Raw genomic sequence first — 16,238 nt, 5'->3', positions numbered from 1 at the left:
GTGATGGAGCGCGGGTCCCGCCGGTACGCGGCGGCACGGGCCGCGGCGATGATGGCGCGGTCCCCGGCGCCGGTGAAGGTCCCGGCGTCGGGGGCGAGTTCATCGTCGACGGCGGCCCGGTCGGCGGGGGACAGGCCGGCGGTTTCGCGGGCCAGGAGCGTGGCGCGCCATTCGTTGAGCTGGCCGGTTTCCAGGGCGGCGAGGGTGTGCGGCATTTCGGTGACGAGTGCTTTGGCCAGGCCCAGGAGTCTCCCGCCTTTGGCGGGGGATTCGCGGCGGGCGAGGGCGAGCTGCGCGCCGACGCCGGCGCCGAGTTGGTCGGCGGGAACGCCGGCCAGGGATTGTTCGCGGCGCTGGGACAGGTCGAAGGCGACGGCGTCCCGGGCCTGCCGGGCGGCCAGGGCGGACTTCAGGTCCTCCAGCTCGCGTGTTTCGTCGATGAGGGCCGCGGCGCTGGCCGGGGCGGGGATTCCGGCCAGGATCCGCGCAAGGTCCGCGACCGTTACGCTGTCCGTCAGAGCCACGTCAGGCCCTTGCTTGCCGTCCATAAGAACACGCTATCGGCCACCTCTGACACTTTTAGTGCAGAGTGGTCGGTGGCCAGGCCAGCGGTCCCTGCAAGGGACGTATCATCGGCCATACGGGAAGACCGTGCCCGGGGGAGACCTTGCCCCGGAGAGGTCATCCCGCAGAAAGCGACCCGGAGCAAGAAGGAGTAGCTATGAAACTCATGACCGTGGTGTGGACGGCGGCTGCGACGGCCGCGACGGCGGCAGCCGGTGGAGTGGCGACTGACCCCGATGGTGCCTGGTACAGGAGGCTCCGCAAACCTGATTGGCAGCCGCCCGCCATCGCGTTTCCAGTCGTGTGGACAGCACTCTATGCGGACCTCGCCGTGAGCTCCGCCGTCGCCCTGGATAGCAGCGACGGGGCCGATGGCGCCGGCAGCGCCACGAGGCAACAGGAACTAACTGCATACCGCTCCGCTTTGGCAGCCAATCTCGTCCTCAATGCGTCGTGGAGCTGGCTATTCTGGCGCGCCCGCCGGCCATGGTTGGCAGCGGCGGAGTGCGCCGTCCTGACGGCGAGCAGCGTCGATCTGGTGCGGCGGACATACCGCCTGGACCGCCGCGCAGGAGTGGCTCTTGCCCCCTATGCCGCGTGGTGCGGTTTTGCCACAGCGTTGTCGACGGCAGTAGCGCGTCTCAATGCCGGAACGACGGCGAACTGAGCGAAGGGCAGTCAGCCGCGGACGAGTGGATCAAGCCGCCCTGAACCGCGCCGTATTTCAGATCGGTAACGCTAGCTCCTATGCTTAGCTGGAGCCTTTGTAAGGATTTGGGGGCGAGTAGTCGTGAGGAAACTGGTAAATGAGTAGTGTTCTGACAATCCGCGGAGGCGTCCCGCTGACCGGCCGCGTCACCGTTCGGGGGGCCAAGAATCTTGTCCCCAAGGCGATGGTTGCTGCCCTGCTGGGCAATGAGCCGTCCGTGTTGCGCAACGTCCCCGAAATTAAGGACGTTGAGGTTGTCACCAGCCTGCTCCAGCTCCACGGCGTCACGGTGGACAAGGACCCGGTCACCGGGGACCTGACGTTGGACCCGACCAACGCCAAGACGGCCTCGCACACGGCCATCGACGCGCACGCCGGCGACTCGCGCATCCCGATCCTGCTCTGCGGACCCCTGATCCACGCCATCGGCGAGGCCTTCATCCCGGACCTTGGCGGCTGCAAGATCGGCGACCGTCCGATCGACTACCACCTCAACGTGCTGCGCCAGTTCGGCGCCGTCGTGGAGAAGCGCCCGGGCGGCATCCACATCTCCGCCCCGAACGGCCTCAAGGGCGCCAAGATCGCGCTGCCCTACCCGTCGGTTGGGGCCACTGAACAGGTCTTGCTCAGCGCAACCCGGGCCGAGGGCATCACCGAACTCTCGGGTGCGGCCACCGAACCGGAAATTGTGGACCTCATCGCCGTGCTGCAGAAGATGGGCGCCATCATCAGCGTCCAGACCGACCGCACCATCCGGATCGAGGGAGTGCAGGATCTTGGCGGCTACAACCACCGGGCCCTCTCCGACCGGAACGAATCCGCGTCCTGGGCCTCCGCCGCCCTGGTGACCCGCGGCGACATCTTCGTCGAAGGCGCCACCCAGCGCGACATGATGACGTTCCTGAACACCTACCGCAAGGTGGGCGGCGGCATGGACATCGGCGAGGACGGCATCCGTTTCTACCACCCCGGCGGAAAGCTCAACCCGCTGGTGCTGGAAACCGATGTGCACCCCGGCTTCATGACCGACTGGCAGCAGCCCCTGGTGGTGGCACTCACCCAGGCCGAGGGCGTCTCGATCGTGCACGAGACCGTGTACGAGAACCGCTTCGGCTTCACCGACGCCCTGATCCGGATGGGCGCCAGCATCCAGGTCCACCGCGAATGCCTTGGCAGTGTCCCCTGCCGGTTCGGCCAGCGCAACTTCCTGCATTCCGCCGTCATCTCCGGCCCCACGCAGCTCAAGGGCGCCGACATCGACGTGCCCGACCTGCGCGGCGGCTTCAGCCACCTCATCGCGGCCCTGGCCGCCACCGGCACCTCGCGGGTCACCGGCATCGACATCATCAACCGCGGCTACGAGCGTTTCACCGAGAAGCTCGCGGGCCTGGGCGCCGATTTCGACATCACGTCGGCCCGGTAGCGGGGACCACGTGAAGGAAACGGCCAAGAGCCACATCACCTTTGTCATCGTGGCCGGAATTGTCCGGCCCGTCATGAATCTGCTGATGAACAAGAAGTGGGAGGGGCTGGAGAAACTTCCCGCCGGCGGTTTCATTGCCGCGCCCAACCACTGCACCGAGATCGATCCGCTGGTGATCGGGCACATGCTCTATAACCAGAACCGGATGCCGCACTTCCTGGCCAAGGGCAGCCTGTTCAAGGTCCCGGTACTGGGTTCGGTGCTGCGCAACACCAAGCAGGTGCCGGTGGAGCGGTCGACGGCGGGTGCCAACCGTTCGCTGCAGGTCGCCAAGGAAGTCGTGGACGAGGGCGGCGCCATCATCATCTACCCCGAGGGCACGCTGACGCGCGATCCGGAGCTGTGGCCAATGAAGGGCCACACCGGTGCTGCCCGGATGGCGCTGGAAAGCGGCATCCCGGTGGTCCCGATGGYCCATTGGGGAGCGCATGAAGTCTTTCCGCGCTATGCCAAGCGCTTCCACGTGTTTCCCCGGAAGACCTCGCGCGTGCTGGTGGGCGACCCGGTGGACCTGAGTGCCTTCGCCGGACGGCCCCTTGACAAGGCGACGCTCAGCGAAGCGACCACCGTGATCATGGACGCCATCACAGAGTTGCTGGCAACGCTGCGCGGGGGACAGCCGCCGCTGGTGCGCTGGGACCCCTCGGCGCACAACCAGTCCACCCACGGGCGCTTCATCGAACGCGGCGGGAAGCCCGGCGCGGCCCCGGAAACTACCCCGGACAGTGGCACTGCCACGGGCGGTGCCAAGTGACGGTGGAGCTCCCCACCCAGGAAGCCACTGACTCGGCCACGTGCGTTGCCGTGCTCGGCGCCGGGTCCTGGGGGACTACCTTCGCGAAAATCCTCGCCGACGCGGCCACCGCCTCCGGCGTCGAGCGCAGCATCCGCCTCTGGGGCCGCCGTGCCGCCGTCGTGGACCAGATCAACAGCGAGCACCGCAACGAGCAGTACCTCAAGGGCATCGCCCTGCCCGCCAGCATCACCGCCTCCACCGACGTCGCCGAGGTCCTTAGCGGCGCCGACCTTGTGGTCCTCGCCGTCCCCGCCCAGACCCTGCGGCTCCAGCTGCGCGAATGGAAGGACCTGATCGGACCCGGCACGCTGGTGGTTTCCCTGATGAAGGGCCTGGAACTGCACTCGGACGCCCGCATGAGCGAGGTGATCTGCGAGGAACTGGACATCCCCGCCGAGCGCGTCGCCGTGGTTTCCGGCCCCAACCTGGCCATGGAGATTGCCCGGGAGGAGCCGACGGCGTCCGTCGTCGCGTGCGCCAACGCTGCGGCGGCGGGCTGGATGGCCCGCAGCTGCACGGCACCCTACTTCCGGCCCTACACGACGTCGGATGTGGTGGGCGTCGAAATCGGCGGCATCGTCAAGAACATCATTGCGCTGGCCGTCGGCATCTGCGAAGGCAAGCAGATGGGCGACAACACCAAGGCTTCCGTGATCACCCGCGGCCTCGCCGAAACGTCCCGGCTGACGCTGGCCCTCGGCGGCGAAGCCCGGACCATGGCGGGTCTTGCCGGTCTGGGCGACCTCGTCGCCACCTGTTCCTCCGCGCTGTCGCGGAACCACACAGCCGGACGGCTGCTGGGCACCGGCCTGAGCCTGGAGCAGGTCACGGCCGAAATGACGCAGACCGCCGAAGGCATCAAGTCGGCGCAGGCCGTGCACGAGCTTGCCGGCAAGCTGGGCGTCGAGATGCCCATCACCGCCGCCGTCGTCGCGGTGCTGGCCGGAAAACTGTCCGTAGACGAACTGGGACCGCTGCTGCTGTCCCGGGACCTGAAATCCGAAGGCGATTACTAAGAGTGTCGGAAATGAACTTGACTCCAGAAGCCCGGTCCGGCCGGTCCAGGCCCCGGGTGGCGGTGCTGTTCGGCGGCCGTTCCAGTGAACACGCGGTCAGCTGCGTCACGGCGGCCGGTGTCCTCGGCGCGATTGACCAGACCAAGTACGAGGTGATCCCGATCGGGATCGCCAAGACCGGCCAGTGGGTGCTGGCCCCGGGAGACACCAAGGATTGGTCGCTCTCCGCCTCCTCGCTGCCGGAAGTGGCGCCGTCGGACCAGACCGTGACGCTGGCCGAGATCAGCGGAGAACACCAGCTGATTGTGGCCTCTCCGAACCAGGTCCCGCAGGAGCTGGGCTCAGTGGACGTGGTCTTCCCGCTGCTGCACGGGCCGTTCGGCGAGGACGGCACCATCCAGGGTCTCCTGGAGCTCTCCGACACCCGCTACGTGGGCGCCGGCGTGCTGGCTTCGGCCGTGGGGATGGACAAGCACTACATGAAGGTGGTTTTCGAATCCGCCGGACTGCGGGTGGGTCCCTACATCACGGTGACGGACCGGCAGTGGCTCACCGACCCTGAGCTGGTGCGCAAGCGCGTGGACCAGCTCGGCTTCCCGGTTTTCGTCAAGCCCGCCCGGGCCGGCTCCTCGATGGGCATCTCCAAGGTGGATTCGCTCGAGCAACTGGACGCCGCGATTGAGGCTGCCCGGGAACACGATCCCAAGCTGGTGATCGAGGCCGGCATCGTCGGCCGCGAGATCGAATGCGCCGTGCTGGAAGGCCGCGGGACCGATGCGCCGCGCACGTCCATGCCGGGCGAGATCTCGGTTGCCGGCGGCGGCCACGACTTCTACGACTTCAATGCCAAGTACGTGGAGGACGACGCCGCCGCGCTCAGCTGCCCGGCCGACCTCCCCGACGAGGCCATCGCCCGGGTCCGCGAACTCGCTGCGGTCGCTTTCGACGCCGTCGGCGCCGAAGGCCTCAGCCGGGTGGACTTCTTCTACACGCCCGAGGGCGAACTGATCATCAACGAGATCAACACCATGCCCGGCTTCACGCCGAAGAGCATGTATCCGCAGATGTGGAAGGCCTCGGGGCTGGGCTATGCGGAGCTGATCGACGAGCTGATCTACCTGGCTCTGCACCGCAAGACCGGCCTGCGCTAGTCCCCACCGGCGCCCTAACCTCGCTCCGCTTCGGCCAGGGAACCCTGCCGGCGTGGGCCCAGCGCCTGGGTCGCTACTTTCCGGCAGGCAGGTTCTGCAGGTCCTCTTGGCCGACGCATTTCCGGCTTGCCTTGATTTTCGCGGCCGGGGCGGCGAGCTCCGCCAGCACGGTGGCTGAGCTGATCTTGTTGGGGTCCATCAGGATTTCCGTGGCAGGTTCACGACCGAACGTCGTCAGCGTCCACACCGGGTTGCCTTCCTTAATAACCCAGTCGACGCCGTTGACGCTGACGCAGCGGTCGGTGGTGGGGCCGGGGACGTTGACGCCGCAGCGCAGGACCACGAGGGACGGGTCGCCCCACGCCGCCGTCGCCTGGCTGTTGGTCTTCCGCAGTTTCGCATCGCCAAGGCTGTCCGGTAGCGCCAGCATCATGGGTGCGCAGGCGGCGTTCGCTGCATCCTTGGCAGGCGTGACGTCGACGACGGGGGAGCAGGCGCTGAGCACGAGCCCGGCTGCGGCGGCGGTTGCCAGAAGGCGAAGCGGACGTGGGGAACCGTGCGGGCGGAGCTGCTGCATCCATCCAGCCTATCCCGGCCCGAGCGCCCATCAAGACCGGAACATTCATGAGTCCGTGGCACAATGGGCCGAGCTATTTCTGTTCGCTGTTACAAGAGTTGGGGACGCATTCATGCCCGTTGAAACTGAAGACCAGGTTCCCTACGAGGACGCCCAGGGGTCCCGGACGAAAACCAAAAAGAAGAAGACTGCGCGCAACGTGCTGTTGGGCGTCGTGGCGTTCTTTCTCGTCGTAGCCGTTGGTGCCGGGGTTTACGCCTACAATCTGGCGAACAGCTTCAACTCCAAGTCGCAAAAGATCGAGCAGGCCTTTCCGGCGGAATCTGCGCGCCCGGCCGAGACTAAGACCGATGCCGTAAACCTGCTGCTGCTCGGCAGCGACAGCCGCGCCGCAACTCTCGGCGACGCGGAAGCCGGCGGTCCCTCGGACCAGCGCTCGGACACCATGATGTGGGTGCATATCCCCGCAGACCGCAAGAACATCTACATGATGTCCATCATGCGCGACACCTGGGTGGAGATTCCCGGACACGGGGAAGCAAAGATGAACGCCGCCATGGCACTGGGCGGCATTCCCCTGGTCGTCCAGACTCTGGAAGGCATGTTCGACACCCGGCTCGACCACGTCGCCGTGGTCGACTTTGAAGGATTCAAGGCAATGACTGATGCCCTGGGCGGCGTCAACGTCAACGTGCCAACGGCTTTCAACACCAAGCAGTTCTCGTTTGCCGCCGGAAAGCAGCAGCTCAGCGGCGAACAGGCGCTGGCCTTCGTTCGTGAGCGCAAAGCCTTCAGCGACGGCGACTACCAGCGCGTCAAGAACCAGCAGCTATTCCTGAAGGCACTCATGTCAAAGTTCCTCACAGCGGAGACGCTAACCAATCCGGTCCGGATCAGCAGCCTGGTGGATACCGTCTCGCCGTACGTCAGCGTGGACAAGTCTCTCGACGCGGCTGCCGTAGCCTCCCTAGCGGTGGGGCTGCGCGATGTCCGGACTGCAGACGTGGCCAGTTTCACCCTGCCGACCTCGGGAATCGGGACCTCTGCGGACGGCCAATCCATCGTGTTGCGGGACGATGCCGCCATCGCCAAGGTCGCCGCCGCCCTGCGCGGGGACACTCTTGGCAGTTTCGTCAAGTCCATCGGATCGGGTTCCTAACAACGCGCCATTGTTCAGGGAATTGCCGGGAAACCGGTAGGATGCTCTCGGTGCCGATTTTATGAACCGCGGCCCCGACGTAAAGTACGGCGCTGAACTTACGACGTACCGAACAGGATTTTGCTTTGGGGGAACACTTGAACACTTCACGCTGCGGTGGTTACCGGACCACTCTGAAGACTGCGGCTTTCGGCGCCGCCGCGGCGCTTCTCCTCAGCCTGGGTTCCGCCCCCGCCCACGCGGAAGGTGATGGCACGCCCGCCCCTGATCCCATCGTGATCGTGGATCCGGCGCCTTCCGAGCCCGCTCCGGCACCGGATCCCGCCCCCGCGCCGGATCCCGCGCCGGCGCCGGCTCCCGTTCCGGCGCCGTCGTCGCAGGCGCCCGCCCCGGCGGCGCCGGTACGTCCGCCAGCCGGCCCGGCACCGGCAGCACCGATCATCCCGCCACCCGCGCCGGCGGTTCAAGTGCCCGTTCCGGAGGCTCCGGTTGTTCCGCCAGCGGACCCGGCACCAACAGTCGGGGAAAGCACTCCAACGCCGACGGCGACTCCGTCGGCCAGCGCTTCAGCCGCGCCGGCGTCGGCTGCACCTTCCGAGACGCCGGCACCGGAGCCTGAAAAGGCGGACCCGGTGATCCAGTCCTCCCCGGTGATCCAGGCCGCAGTGACCGCGGCGACCGGCAGCCCTTTCGGGGTGCAGCTCATAACCGTCCTGGTCCTGCTGGCGGCCGGCTTTGCTTACTTCCGCGCCTTGGGCGCGAGGGGCCGGGCGACCTCGAAGGGCGCACGCTAAGGTGGCTCAGGAAGTCCGCCCGAACCCGTCCGAAACTCCTGAGAGAGCGGACCGACCGGTTCGCGTCAGCCTGTTGGTGCATTCCTATTGGCCCGAGAGCAGCCCTCCCCAGCGCCGCTGGACGGCCCTGCTGAAGGAATTCTGCGCCTCCGGCTGGGATGTCGATGTGATCACGCCGGTTGCCCACGCCCCGGCTGGACGGCGGGACCTTCCTGCCAAGTTGGCAGGCCGTGCGTTCCGGCGACAGAAGGGCCAGTTCTCTGAGCAGATCCGGCGCGTCCCCTTCCTGCCGCATGGCAACTCGCAGCTGGCACGCTTTATCGATCATTGTTTCTCTGCCGTTATGACGGTGCCGCTCGGACTGTTAACGCCGCGGCCCGACGTCGTCATCGCCACCGCACCGAGCCTGCCGATTCTTGCCGCGGGGTATCTCCTGGCCCGCCTCCGCAGGGCTCCTCTGATCGTCGAAATGCGCGACGCATGGCCGGACCTAGCCCGCGATTCGCGCATGGTGAAGGGTCGCGTCAAGAGTGTGGTTGAGGTGGCCGTTGATTTCATCCAGCACCGTGCCGACCTTGTGGTAACTGTCACCGACGGATTTGCCGATACGCTGCGCGGGCGCGGTATCAAGAACGTCGCAACGGTCAGCAATGGGTTGCATGTGGACACCATCCCGGTGCTGTCCCCACCGGAGCCGGAGCGCGAAACTCTTGAAGCCCTGTACCTCGGCAACCACGGTGCGAGCCAGCGGCTGGAGGTGGTGATCCGTGCCAGTGCGCTGGTGGGGGACTCCATGCACCTGCACCTGGTGGGTGACGGGACACGAAAGCCGGCGCTCCAGAAGTTGGCACGTGAGCTGAACGCGCCTGTGACCTTCCACCCGTCCCTGCACGGGCCGGCCGTGATGGCGCGCTATGCCTCGGCCGACACGTGCATCGTCTCGCTCAGGGACGACTGGAAGTCGTTTGAAACGACCGTGCCGTCGAAGACCTATGAGGTCTTGTCCCTTGGGCGCCACGTCACGGCAATCGTGATTGGCGAAGCCGCCCGAATCATCGCAGATGCAGAGGCGGGCGACATCGTGCCCAGCAGCCCGGAGGCGGTGGCCGAACTGTGGCGCAAGTTGGCGGCAGACCGCTCCCGACTGGTGCGGGACGACACCAGCCGGCAGTGGGTCAAGGAACATGCCGACTATTCCCTGCTGGCGGACCGCTACATGGGGCTGATCGAGAAACTGCTCAACCGGGAGACGGTCTCGTCCCGATGACCCGGTTCCTCCGCAATATCCGGCTGGCCGCAGCCGTGGCCGGCAGCCACCTGACCGACGATCCGCTTCTACTGCTGTTGCAGCTGAGCCGACGCTTGCCGCCGCGTCTGGTGGGCCCGCCTGCGGCGGCGGTCGTCCGCCACGCGCATCGTGATTCCACCGCTATTCCCGTCCTCCTCGCCATGCTGGTAAAAGGCGACGACGCAGAGGTTGAGCGGCGGCTCTCCCTCGCCGCCGCAACCGCAGCGACGGGGGAGCGCGCCCGCCGGCTCGCCGACGTCGCCCTCGCCGCCCAGCTGCCTGCCGTGGCCGATGCTTTCCTCGGCCGCGCGGAAGGCGCGCCGGGTCTGGACGGTTCCCGTGCCCGCCGCTTCTGGTACGACGGCGCAGTCAGCGACGCCGTCGAGGTCCTGGCGGGTGACGGTCGGGCACGCCGTGGTCAGCGGTCCCGGCTGGCAGCCGAGCTGAGCGTCCTCAGCGGCGCGGCTCCGGTACTCGACGGCGTGGACTACAGTCCCGTCCCGGGCCGCGTGCTGCACCTGCTAACCAACTCCCTGCCCCACACAGCCAGCGGGTACGCGCAGCGGTCACACTCCATCCTTGCCGCTCAGCAGGCTGCGGGCTGGGACGTGCTGGCCGTGACCAGGTTGGGGTACCCGGTCCAGATCGGCAAGATCTCCGCGAAGCCGTCCGATGTGGTGGACGGTGTCCGTTATCGACGACTCCTTCCGGCAAAGCTGGCAGCAACCATGGATTCGCGGCTGCAGCAGCAAGCCGAAGAGCTGCTGGACATCGTGCTGGAATTCAAGCCCAGCGTGCTGCACACCACCACGCACTACGTCAACGCCTTAGTGGTCCGCGCCGTGGCCCGGGCCGTGGGCATTCCCTGGGTGTATGAGGTGCGCGGGCAACTTGCCGACACCTGGGCTTCGACGCGTGGCCCGGCGGCCAAGGAAAGCGAACGCTACCGGCTGTTCCAGGAACGGGAGGCCGAGGTCATGCGGGATGCCGACCTCGTGGTGACCTTGGGTGGTGCCATGAAGGCCAACATTGTGGCCGCCGGAATCCCGGAAGCAAAGGTGCTGATTGCGCCAAACGCTGTCGGTGGTGACTTCCTTAAGGAGCCGCTCGATGCCAGCAGCGCCCGCCGTGAGCTAGGGCTCAACGAGAGCGGGCAGTACATCGGTACGGTCAGCAGTTTGGTAGCCTATGAAGGCCTCGATTGCTTGATCGAGGCATTTGTACTGCTCGCCCCGCGCCTGCCGGACTTGAAGCTGCTCATTGTGGGAGACGGCGTGTCCCGCCCCGCACTCGAGGTCCAAGCCCGCCAGTCAGGCTATGGCGACCGCATCATTTTCACCGGGCGGGTACCGCGCGAGCAAGCGGTGCGCTATCACCAGGCTTTGGATGTCTTTGTGGTGCCACGCAGGGATCTGGAAGTGACCCGGTCCGTGACCCCGCTCAAGCCGGTGGAAGCATTGGCGTGCGCGCGTCCTGTCGTAGCGAGCAGGCTGCCGGCGCTCGAGGAGATTGTAAGAGAAGGCGAGAGCGGACTTTTGTTCCGAGCGGGTGACTGCTTCGAGTTCAGCAATAAGCTGGGGCGGCTTCTTCGTTCCGAGGAGCTAAGGACGCGTTATGGACAAGCAGGGAGACAGAGCGTCTTGAAGAGTCGCACGTGGAAGGCCAACGCGAAAGCGATGGCTGACGCCTATGAAAGACTTACTAAGGAAAGTCGTTGAGTGCCGAAACGCGGTCTGGCCCGGCAGCGCCGCAGCCCACAGCGGTAACAACATCCGTGAATTTGCGCGGGCTGCGCCGAGTAGGGGCGCGACCGTCGCTGCTGGATTACCTTGTCTCACTTTGGGATTACAGGCACTTCATATTTTACGATGCAAGATCACGCGTTCAAACCGGGAACGAGCAAGATAAGCTCGGGCTTGCGTGGCTGGTTCTTGGCCCTCTGCTCAACGGGTTGATGTTCTACCTGATAATGGGGTTGCTCCTGAACTCAGGCGGTGGCACCGAAAACTTCGTTGCATTTCTCATCATCGGTGTGTTCCTTTTTCAAATGAGCACACGCGCAATTTCAAGCTCATCGCGCGTTATCGCCTCGAATAAGAACATCATCCACGCATTTCAGTTTCCCCGTGCAAGCTTGGTCCTGGCCGCCAATGTTCGAGAGCTACTGTCGAACATTCCGGTTATAATCGTTATGCTCATTCTTATTATCGTCCTCCCCCCAGCTGAGGAAATCTCTTGGCGCTGGTTGCTATTGATCCCGATAGTGGGCCTCCAGCTCCTTTTCAACCTCGGACTCGGGCTTATCCTCGCAAGATTGGTGTCGATCGTCAATGACATCAGCCAGTTGATTACTTATGCAATGCGGTTGTGGATGTACGCGTCTTGTATGTTCTTTTCCATTGATCGATTTGACCGTGTTCCCATTATCAAGGCGATTATGGAGTTTAACCCGCTCTATAACGTTCTCCACTTGGCGCGGGAATGTCTCCTGTACGGAAACGTCGGTTCCTTGCGGGCGTGGGCCATCCTGGCGCTGTGGTCAGTTTCTGCCGCGGCGGCTGGAATCGTATTCTTCTGGAAGGGAGAAGAAACGTATGGCAGAGAACTCTGATCTTCATTTTGTTCAAGGCACGCCCGCCGTCGTCATCGACAAGGTGAGCATGGTGTACCAGACCACCTCACGGACAAATGGCGGAGCTTCGTCGTCTCCCGCCGGTTGGGCCGGTCTCAGGCGTGCGGTCAAGAGGGCCAAGCCTGTGGAGGTCACTGCCCTCAAGGGCCTGTCTTTGGTCGTGGAACACGGGGAGTCCGTAGCTGTAATTGGCCGGAACGGCTCCGGCAAAAGCACTCTCCTCAAGCTCGTGGGCGGTCAAATACCGCCTACGTCAGGCGCGGTTTACGCTACTTCCACACCGGTGATGTTGGGTGTCAATGCAGCATTGTTGCCGGGACTTTCCGGTGAGCAGAATATTGTGCTGGGTTGCCTTGCCATGGGAATGAGCCATCGGCGGATTGATGAAAAGTTCGATGACATCGTGGATCTCTCTGGCTTGGAAGACGCCATCCGTATGCCGATGAAGTCGTATTCATCAGGTATGAGTTCAAGACTGCGCTYCGCGATCGCAGCGAGCATCGACCCTGAAATCCTTATCATCGATGAAGCTTTGAATACCGGCGATGCCCAGTTCAAGGACAAAACCCGCGAGCGCATGCTGGAGCTACTTGATCAAGCGGGAACAGTATTCTTGGTGAGTCACAGCATGTCGACCGTTCTGGATCTGTGCAATCGGGCCATCTGGATCGATCAAGGGGAGTTGGTAGCAGACGGCGACCCGGAGAAAGTCGTCAAGTGGTACCGCATGTTTACACAGAAGCTAGCTGCTGGGGATCGTATCGGTGCTATGAAGCTCCGGCGTCGTATGATCCATGATCTGGAGGTTGCTGACGTCAGCGACCGGAACTCCGCTCGGCGGTCGAAGGCGTGAGGGCCGCGATTAGGTCAGCACGGGAGTTCGTTTGGCACCTCAGGTCTGGAGGGCCGGAGCAGGTACGGCAATGGCTGGCACGCAAAGCGGTCGAAGCAGGGCACCGGAGACTCGAATCTGTGCGGGACGCGGAAGGCGCCTGGACGGGGCGGGGCAAAAAGCGCCGGCTCAGGTTCAAGCCATCCACAATTAGTCCGACGCGAAAGTCCGTCCAACCGGCTGTTCGGGTGGCCGTAATATTGGACGACTTCTCACTGACCGCCTTCAGTATGGAATGGGATTGTGTTCCGGTAGTGCCAGCGACTTGGCGGGCTCAGCTGGAGGACAGGCGCATAGACTTCTTGTTTGTGGAATCGGCCTGGACTGGCAACAGCGGGGCCTGGACCGGCAAAATAGCGGCCAAGCACCCGGCTGAATTATCCGTTCTTCAGGAACTGACAACCTGGTGTAATGAACGGCAGATACCAACTGTTTTCTGGAATAAGGAAGACCCGCCCCACTTTCAGGATTTTCTGTCGGCAGCCAAGCTCTTCGACCACGTCTTCACGAGCGATTCGGGCAAGCTCGAGGACTACAGACGCGAACTGGGCCACGAGAGAGTAGCGGTGCTGCCATTCGCGGCCCAGCCAGCATTGCACAACCCTGTGCGACCGAAATTCGGCTGGCACGAGCGTGACGTTGCTTTCGGAGGAATGTATTTTACCGAAAAATACCCCGAGCGTCGCGAGCAGTTGGACCTTCTGCTCACCGCTGCCGTCAAAGCGTCTTCCTCCATGAGCACCGGGCTGGAGATATTTTCACGCCAGATAGGCGGCGAGGCGAAATATCAGTTCCCGGAAGAATTTGAGGGCCGCGTGGTGGGCGGCCTCGGATATGCCGAGATGCTGACGGCCTACAAAGCCTACAAGACATTTCTTAACGTGAACTCTGTAGTGGATTCACCCACGATGTGCTCCAGGCGGGTCTTCGAGGTTGTGGCGTCCGGTTCCAACCTCGTCACAACCCCGAGCCCGGCCATCGACACATACTTTGGACCCGACGAAATCTTCAGTGTTCAGACTGAGGCGGAAGCGGAGCAGTTGCTTAGGGCGCTGCACCGGAATCCTGAAATGGGGGATCGCCAGCTCCACCGCGGGCAACGACGCATCTGGCGGGACCACACATACAGCATACGAAGTAAACAGGTGCTGGCAGCCGTCGTCCCCGCCCTACAGGCAGCCGCGGGCCGGCCATTCGTCTCGGCGTTGGTCTCGACGTTCCGACCTTGGCAAATTGAACACGTGTTTGAAACTCTCGGTCGTCAGTGCCATGTTGAAGTCGAGCTGGTGCTGCTGACACACGGATTCGAGCCGGACGCCGCCGCGATCGACAGCCTTCAGCGAAAGCACGGTGTTTCTAACGTGATTTTGCTCGCGGCTCCTAGTTCAGTTCCCCTAGGAACGTGCCTCAACATGTGCGTTGAAGCGGCATCAGGTGAGGTTCTGACCAAAATGGACGACGACGACTACTACGCTAGTAACTACCTGAGTGACCAGTTGTATGCGCTTGATTACTCTGGTGCCGACGTTGTCGGAAAACAGGCCCACTACATGTACCTCTCCGTGCTCAATGCAACGCTGCTGCGCTTTCCGGAGTGGGAGCATCGGTATACTCGGACGGTCATGGGTCCGACCATCATGGGTACTGCAGACATCTTCCGCCGTTTTCCGTTTGCTGCGATCGGCAAGGGGGAGGACAGTCTGTTCCTTCGGGACATCGCCAGGGATGAAGCGAGTGTCTATTCCTCCGACAGGTTTAACTATTGTCAGTTGCGGTCTGGTTCGGGTCATACCTGGACGGCCAGCGAAGCAGAACTGTTGGCTACAGGGTCATTGAAATTTTTTGGAAACTACAGGGACGAAGTCTCTGTCTGAATGGGGGAATCACCTTATGAATACCATTGAAAGCGTAGCGGTCGTCGGTCTGGGCTATATCGGACTTCCGACTGCAGCGATTTTGGCAGGCAACGGCGTGCACGTCGTCGGCGTGGACGTGAACCCTGACACCGTAGAATCTGTCAACCGAGGCGAGGTCCCGTTTGTGGAGCCGGACTTGGCTTCCTACGTGGCCGGGGCCGTGAGCCAGCAGAAGCTCCTCGCGTCGACTGAAACGCCCAAGGCACAGGCGTACATCGTGGCTGTTCCGACCCCGTTCAACGCGGACCACACTGCCGATGTCAGCTACATCAAGGCCGCAGCAGAGGGAATCGCCCCGCAGCTGGTCGGAGGTGAACTCGTCATCCTTGAATCCACCTCACCTCCCGGGACGACGAAGCTGCTTGGTGACTACCTCATCAGCCTACGACCGGACTTGAGCTTGGACGGGGCCGAAGGCAGACCTGCTATTCATGTGGCTCACTGCCCAGAACGCGTCCTGCCGGGCCGAATTATGATTGAGCTCGTGACCAACGACCGCATCGTTGGGGGGCTGACTACTGAGGCCGCGAATTTGGCGAAGGCGCTGTATGCCGTTTTCTGCCAAGGGGACATTTTGGTGACGGACGCTGCCACCGCTGAGATGGCGAAACTCGTGGAAAACTCCTACCGCGACGTCAATATCGCTTTTGCGAACGAGCTCTCTGTGATCAGCGACAAGCTTGGCATTAATGTCTGGGAACTCATCAAGCTGGCCAACCATCATCCGCGTGTCAACATACTGCAGCCCGGGCCTGGCGTAGGCGGACACTGCATTGCTGTGGATCCTTGGTTCATAGTAGCGGCGGCACCCGAGGAAGCCCGGCTTATCCGGCAGGCCCGCGAAACCAATGATTCAAAGCCGGCCTGGGTCATTCAGAAAGTCCAAGAAGCCATCGGTAACAAGGTATCCCCGAAGGTAGCCGTATTGGGGCTGGCCTTCAAGGCCAACATCGACGACTTGCGTGAATCCCCGGCTGTGAACATCGTTCAGCAGCTAAGCGTCAAGCTTGAGGGTGCCAGCATCCTAGTCGTGGAGCCCCATGTCGACAGCCTTCCGCGGCAGCTGTCCGGTCTTCGGAACGTCTCGCTCGAGGAACTTGAGTCTTCGCTGCACGTTGCGGATGCGGTGGTCCTCTTGGTCGATCACGATGTCTTCAAGGAGATCGACCCGGTCATGCTAGACGGCAAAGCGGTAGTGGACACCCGAGGCATCTGGCAGGAGGATTCCCGCAGTATCGCTGCGGGTGTCTAAAGAAACGCG

At 63.6% G+C, this 16,238-nt stretch carries 14 protein-coding genes and 1 pseudogene; 12 read left to right on the top strand and 3 right to left on the bottom strand.

Going from position 1 to position 16,238, the window contains the following annotated elements; genetic code table 11:
• Positions 1 to 548: pseudogene (locus AC1DGE_RS03230) on the bottom strand (HNH endonuclease); the annotation flags it as partial.
• A 173-nt stretch (positions 549 to 721) separates the two neighbouring features.
• Here AC1DGE_RS03230 and AC1DGE_RS03225 point away from each other — a divergent pair.
• From AC1DGE_RS03225 to AC1DGE_RS03205, 5 genes are all read left to right on the top strand, one after another.
• Positions 722 to 1,231, top strand: a complete 510-nt coding sequence (locus tag AC1DGE_RS03225; protein WP_441417454.1) for a TspO/MBR family protein — start codon at positions 722 to 724, stop codon at positions 1,229 to 1,231.
• A gap of 139 nt (positions 1,232 to 1,370) precedes the next feature.
• The gene (gene murA, locus AC1DGE_RS03220; RefSeq protein WP_175323955.1) at positions 1,371 to 2,696 is read left to right on the top strand and encodes a UDP-N-acetylglucosamine 1-carboxyvinyltransferase; all 1,326 of its coding nucleotides are present in this window, start codon (positions 1,371 to 1,373) and stop codon (positions 2,694 to 2,696) included.
• A 10-nt stretch (positions 2,697 to 2,706) separates the two neighbouring features.
• On the top strand, positions 2,707 to 3,510 hold the full coding sequence (locus AC1DGE_RS03215) for a lysophospholipid acyltransferase family protein (RefSeq protein ID WP_476916879.1): 804 nt from the start codon (positions 2,707 to 2,709) through the stop codon (positions 3,508 to 3,510).
• Positions 3,507 to 4,568, top strand: a complete 1,062-nt coding sequence (locus tag AC1DGE_RS03210; protein ID WP_476916878.1) for an NAD(P)H-dependent glycerol-3-phosphate dehydrogenase — start codon at positions 3,507 to 3,509, stop codon at positions 4,566 to 4,568. Before AC1DGE_RS03215 ends, AC1DGE_RS03210 begins: the two co-directional genes overlap by 4 nt.
• 11 nt (positions 4,569 to 4,579) lie before the next feature.
• Positions 4,580 to 5,719 carry a D-alanine--D-alanine ligase family protein gene (locus tag AC1DGE_RS03205; protein ID WP_476916877.1) on the top strand — a complete coding sequence of 380 codons (1,140 nt, stop codon included), beginning with the start codon at positions 4,580 to 4,582 and terminating at the stop codon, positions 5,717 to 5,719.
• 73 nt (positions 5,720 to 5,792) lie between these two features.
• Here the strand turns inward: AC1DGE_RS03205 and AC1DGE_RS03200 are convergent, their stop codons facing one another.
• Complete coding sequence (locus AC1DGE_RS03200; RefSeq protein ID WP_476916876.1) at positions 5,793 to 6,296, bottom strand: DUF3515 family protein; 504 nt, start codon at positions 6,294 to 6,296, stop codon at positions 5,793 to 5,795.
• 112 nt (positions 6,297 to 6,408) lie between these two features.
• Here AC1DGE_RS03200 and AC1DGE_RS03195 point away from each other — a divergent pair, with 112 nt between their 5' ends.
• A complete protein-coding gene (locus AC1DGE_RS03195) occupies positions 6,409 to 7,455 on the top strand; it encodes an LCP family protein (RefSeq protein ID WP_476916875.1) in 1,047 nt (348 codons plus the stop codon).
• Positions 7,456 to 7,918: 463 nt separating this feature from the next.
• Here the strand turns inward: AC1DGE_RS03195 and AC1DGE_RS03190 are convergent, their stop codons facing one another.
• Positions 7,919 to 8,161 (bottom strand): hypothetical protein, encoded by a 243-nt coding sequence (locus tag AC1DGE_RS03190; RefSeq protein ID WP_476916874.1) that lies wholly within the window; start codon positions 8,159 to 8,161, stop codon positions 7,919 to 7,921.
• 89 nt (positions 8,162 to 8,250) lie between these two features.
• On the opposite strand from AC1DGE_RS03190, the gene AC1DGE_RS03185 reads away from it, so the two are divergent.
• From AC1DGE_RS03185 to wecC, 6 genes are all read left to right on the top strand, one after another.
• The gene (locus tag AC1DGE_RS03185; RefSeq protein WP_476916873.1) at positions 8,251 to 9,516 is read left to right on the top strand and encodes a glycosyltransferase family 4 protein; all 1,266 of its coding nucleotides are present in this window, start codon (positions 8,251 to 8,253) and stop codon (positions 9,514 to 9,516) included.
• Entirely contained in the window at positions 9,513 to 11,255 is a 1,743-nt protein-coding gene (locus AC1DGE_RS03180) for a glycosyltransferase family 4 protein (protein WP_476916872.1), read from the top strand. The genes AC1DGE_RS03185 and AC1DGE_RS03180 overlap by 4 nt, the downstream gene beginning before the upstream one ends.
• Positions 11,252 to 12,148 carry an ABC transporter permease gene (locus tag AC1DGE_RS03175; RefSeq protein ID WP_476916871.1) on the top strand — a complete coding sequence of 299 codons (897 nt, stop codon included), beginning with the start codon at positions 11,252 to 11,254 and terminating at the stop codon, positions 12,146 to 12,148. The genes AC1DGE_RS03180 and AC1DGE_RS03175 overlap by 4 nt, the downstream gene beginning before the upstream one ends.
• Positions 12,132 to 13,022 carry an ABC transporter ATP-binding protein gene (locus AC1DGE_RS03170; RefSeq protein WP_476916870.1) on the top strand — a complete coding sequence of 297 codons (891 nt, stop codon included), beginning with the start codon at positions 12,132 to 12,134 and terminating at the stop codon, positions 13,020 to 13,022. Before AC1DGE_RS03175 ends, AC1DGE_RS03170 begins: the two co-directional genes overlap by 17 nt.
• A gap of 347 nt (positions 13,023 to 13,369) precedes the next feature.
• Positions 13,370 to 14,935: a glycosyltransferase family protein gene (locus AC1DGE_RS03165; protein ID WP_476916869.1), complete on the top strand. Its 1,566-nt coding sequence runs from the start codon at positions 13,370 to 13,372 to the stop codon at positions 14,933 to 14,935.
• Between the two features lie 16 nt (positions 14,936 to 14,951).
• Positions 14,952 to 16,229: a UDP-N-acetyl-D-mannosamine dehydrogenase gene (gene wecC / locus AC1DGE_RS03160; RefSeq protein ID WP_476916868.1), complete on the top strand. Its 1,278-nt coding sequence runs from the start codon at positions 14,952 to 14,954 to the stop codon at positions 16,227 to 16,229.
• Positions 16,230 to 16,238 lie beyond the last annotated feature (9 nt).

This window comes from Arthrobacter sp. 05N425 (assembly GCF_056397125.1).
The sequence above is the reverse complement of the archived record's forward strand: the minus strand, read 5'-3'. Positions and strand labels throughout refer to the sequence as shown.

Coding starts and splice junctions, on each gene's coding strand:
- AC1DGE_RS03225 (WP_441417454.1), top strand. CDS start 722: ATGAAACTCATGACCGTGGTGTGGACGGCGGCTGCGACGGCCGCGACG.
- murA (WP_175323955.1), top strand. CDS start 1,371: ATGAGTAGTGTTCTGACAATCCGCGGAGGCGTCCCGCTGACCGGCCGC.
- AC1DGE_RS03205 (WP_476916877.1), top strand. CDS start 4,580: ATGAACTTGACTCCAGAAGCCCGGTCCGGCCGGTCCAGGCCCCGGGTG.
- AC1DGE_RS03200 (WP_476916876.1), bottom strand. CDS start 6,296: ATGCAGCAGCTCCGCCCGCACGGTTCCCCACGTCCGCTTCGCCTTCTG.
- AC1DGE_RS03195 (WP_476916875.1), top strand. CDS start 6,409: ATGCCCGTTGAAACTGAAGACCAGGTTCCCTACGAGGACGCCCAGGGG.
- AC1DGE_RS03190 (WP_476916874.1), bottom strand. CDS start 8,161: ATGAGCTGCACCCCGAAAGGGCTGCCGGTCGCCGCGGTCACTGCGGCC.
- AC1DGE_RS03180 (WP_476916872.1), top strand. CDS start 9,513: ATGACCCGGTTCCTCCGCAATATCCGGCTGGCCGCAGCCGTGGCCGGC.
- wecC (WP_476916868.1), top strand. CDS start 14,952: ATGAATACCATTGAAAGCGTAGCGGTCGTCGGTCTGGGCTATATCGGA.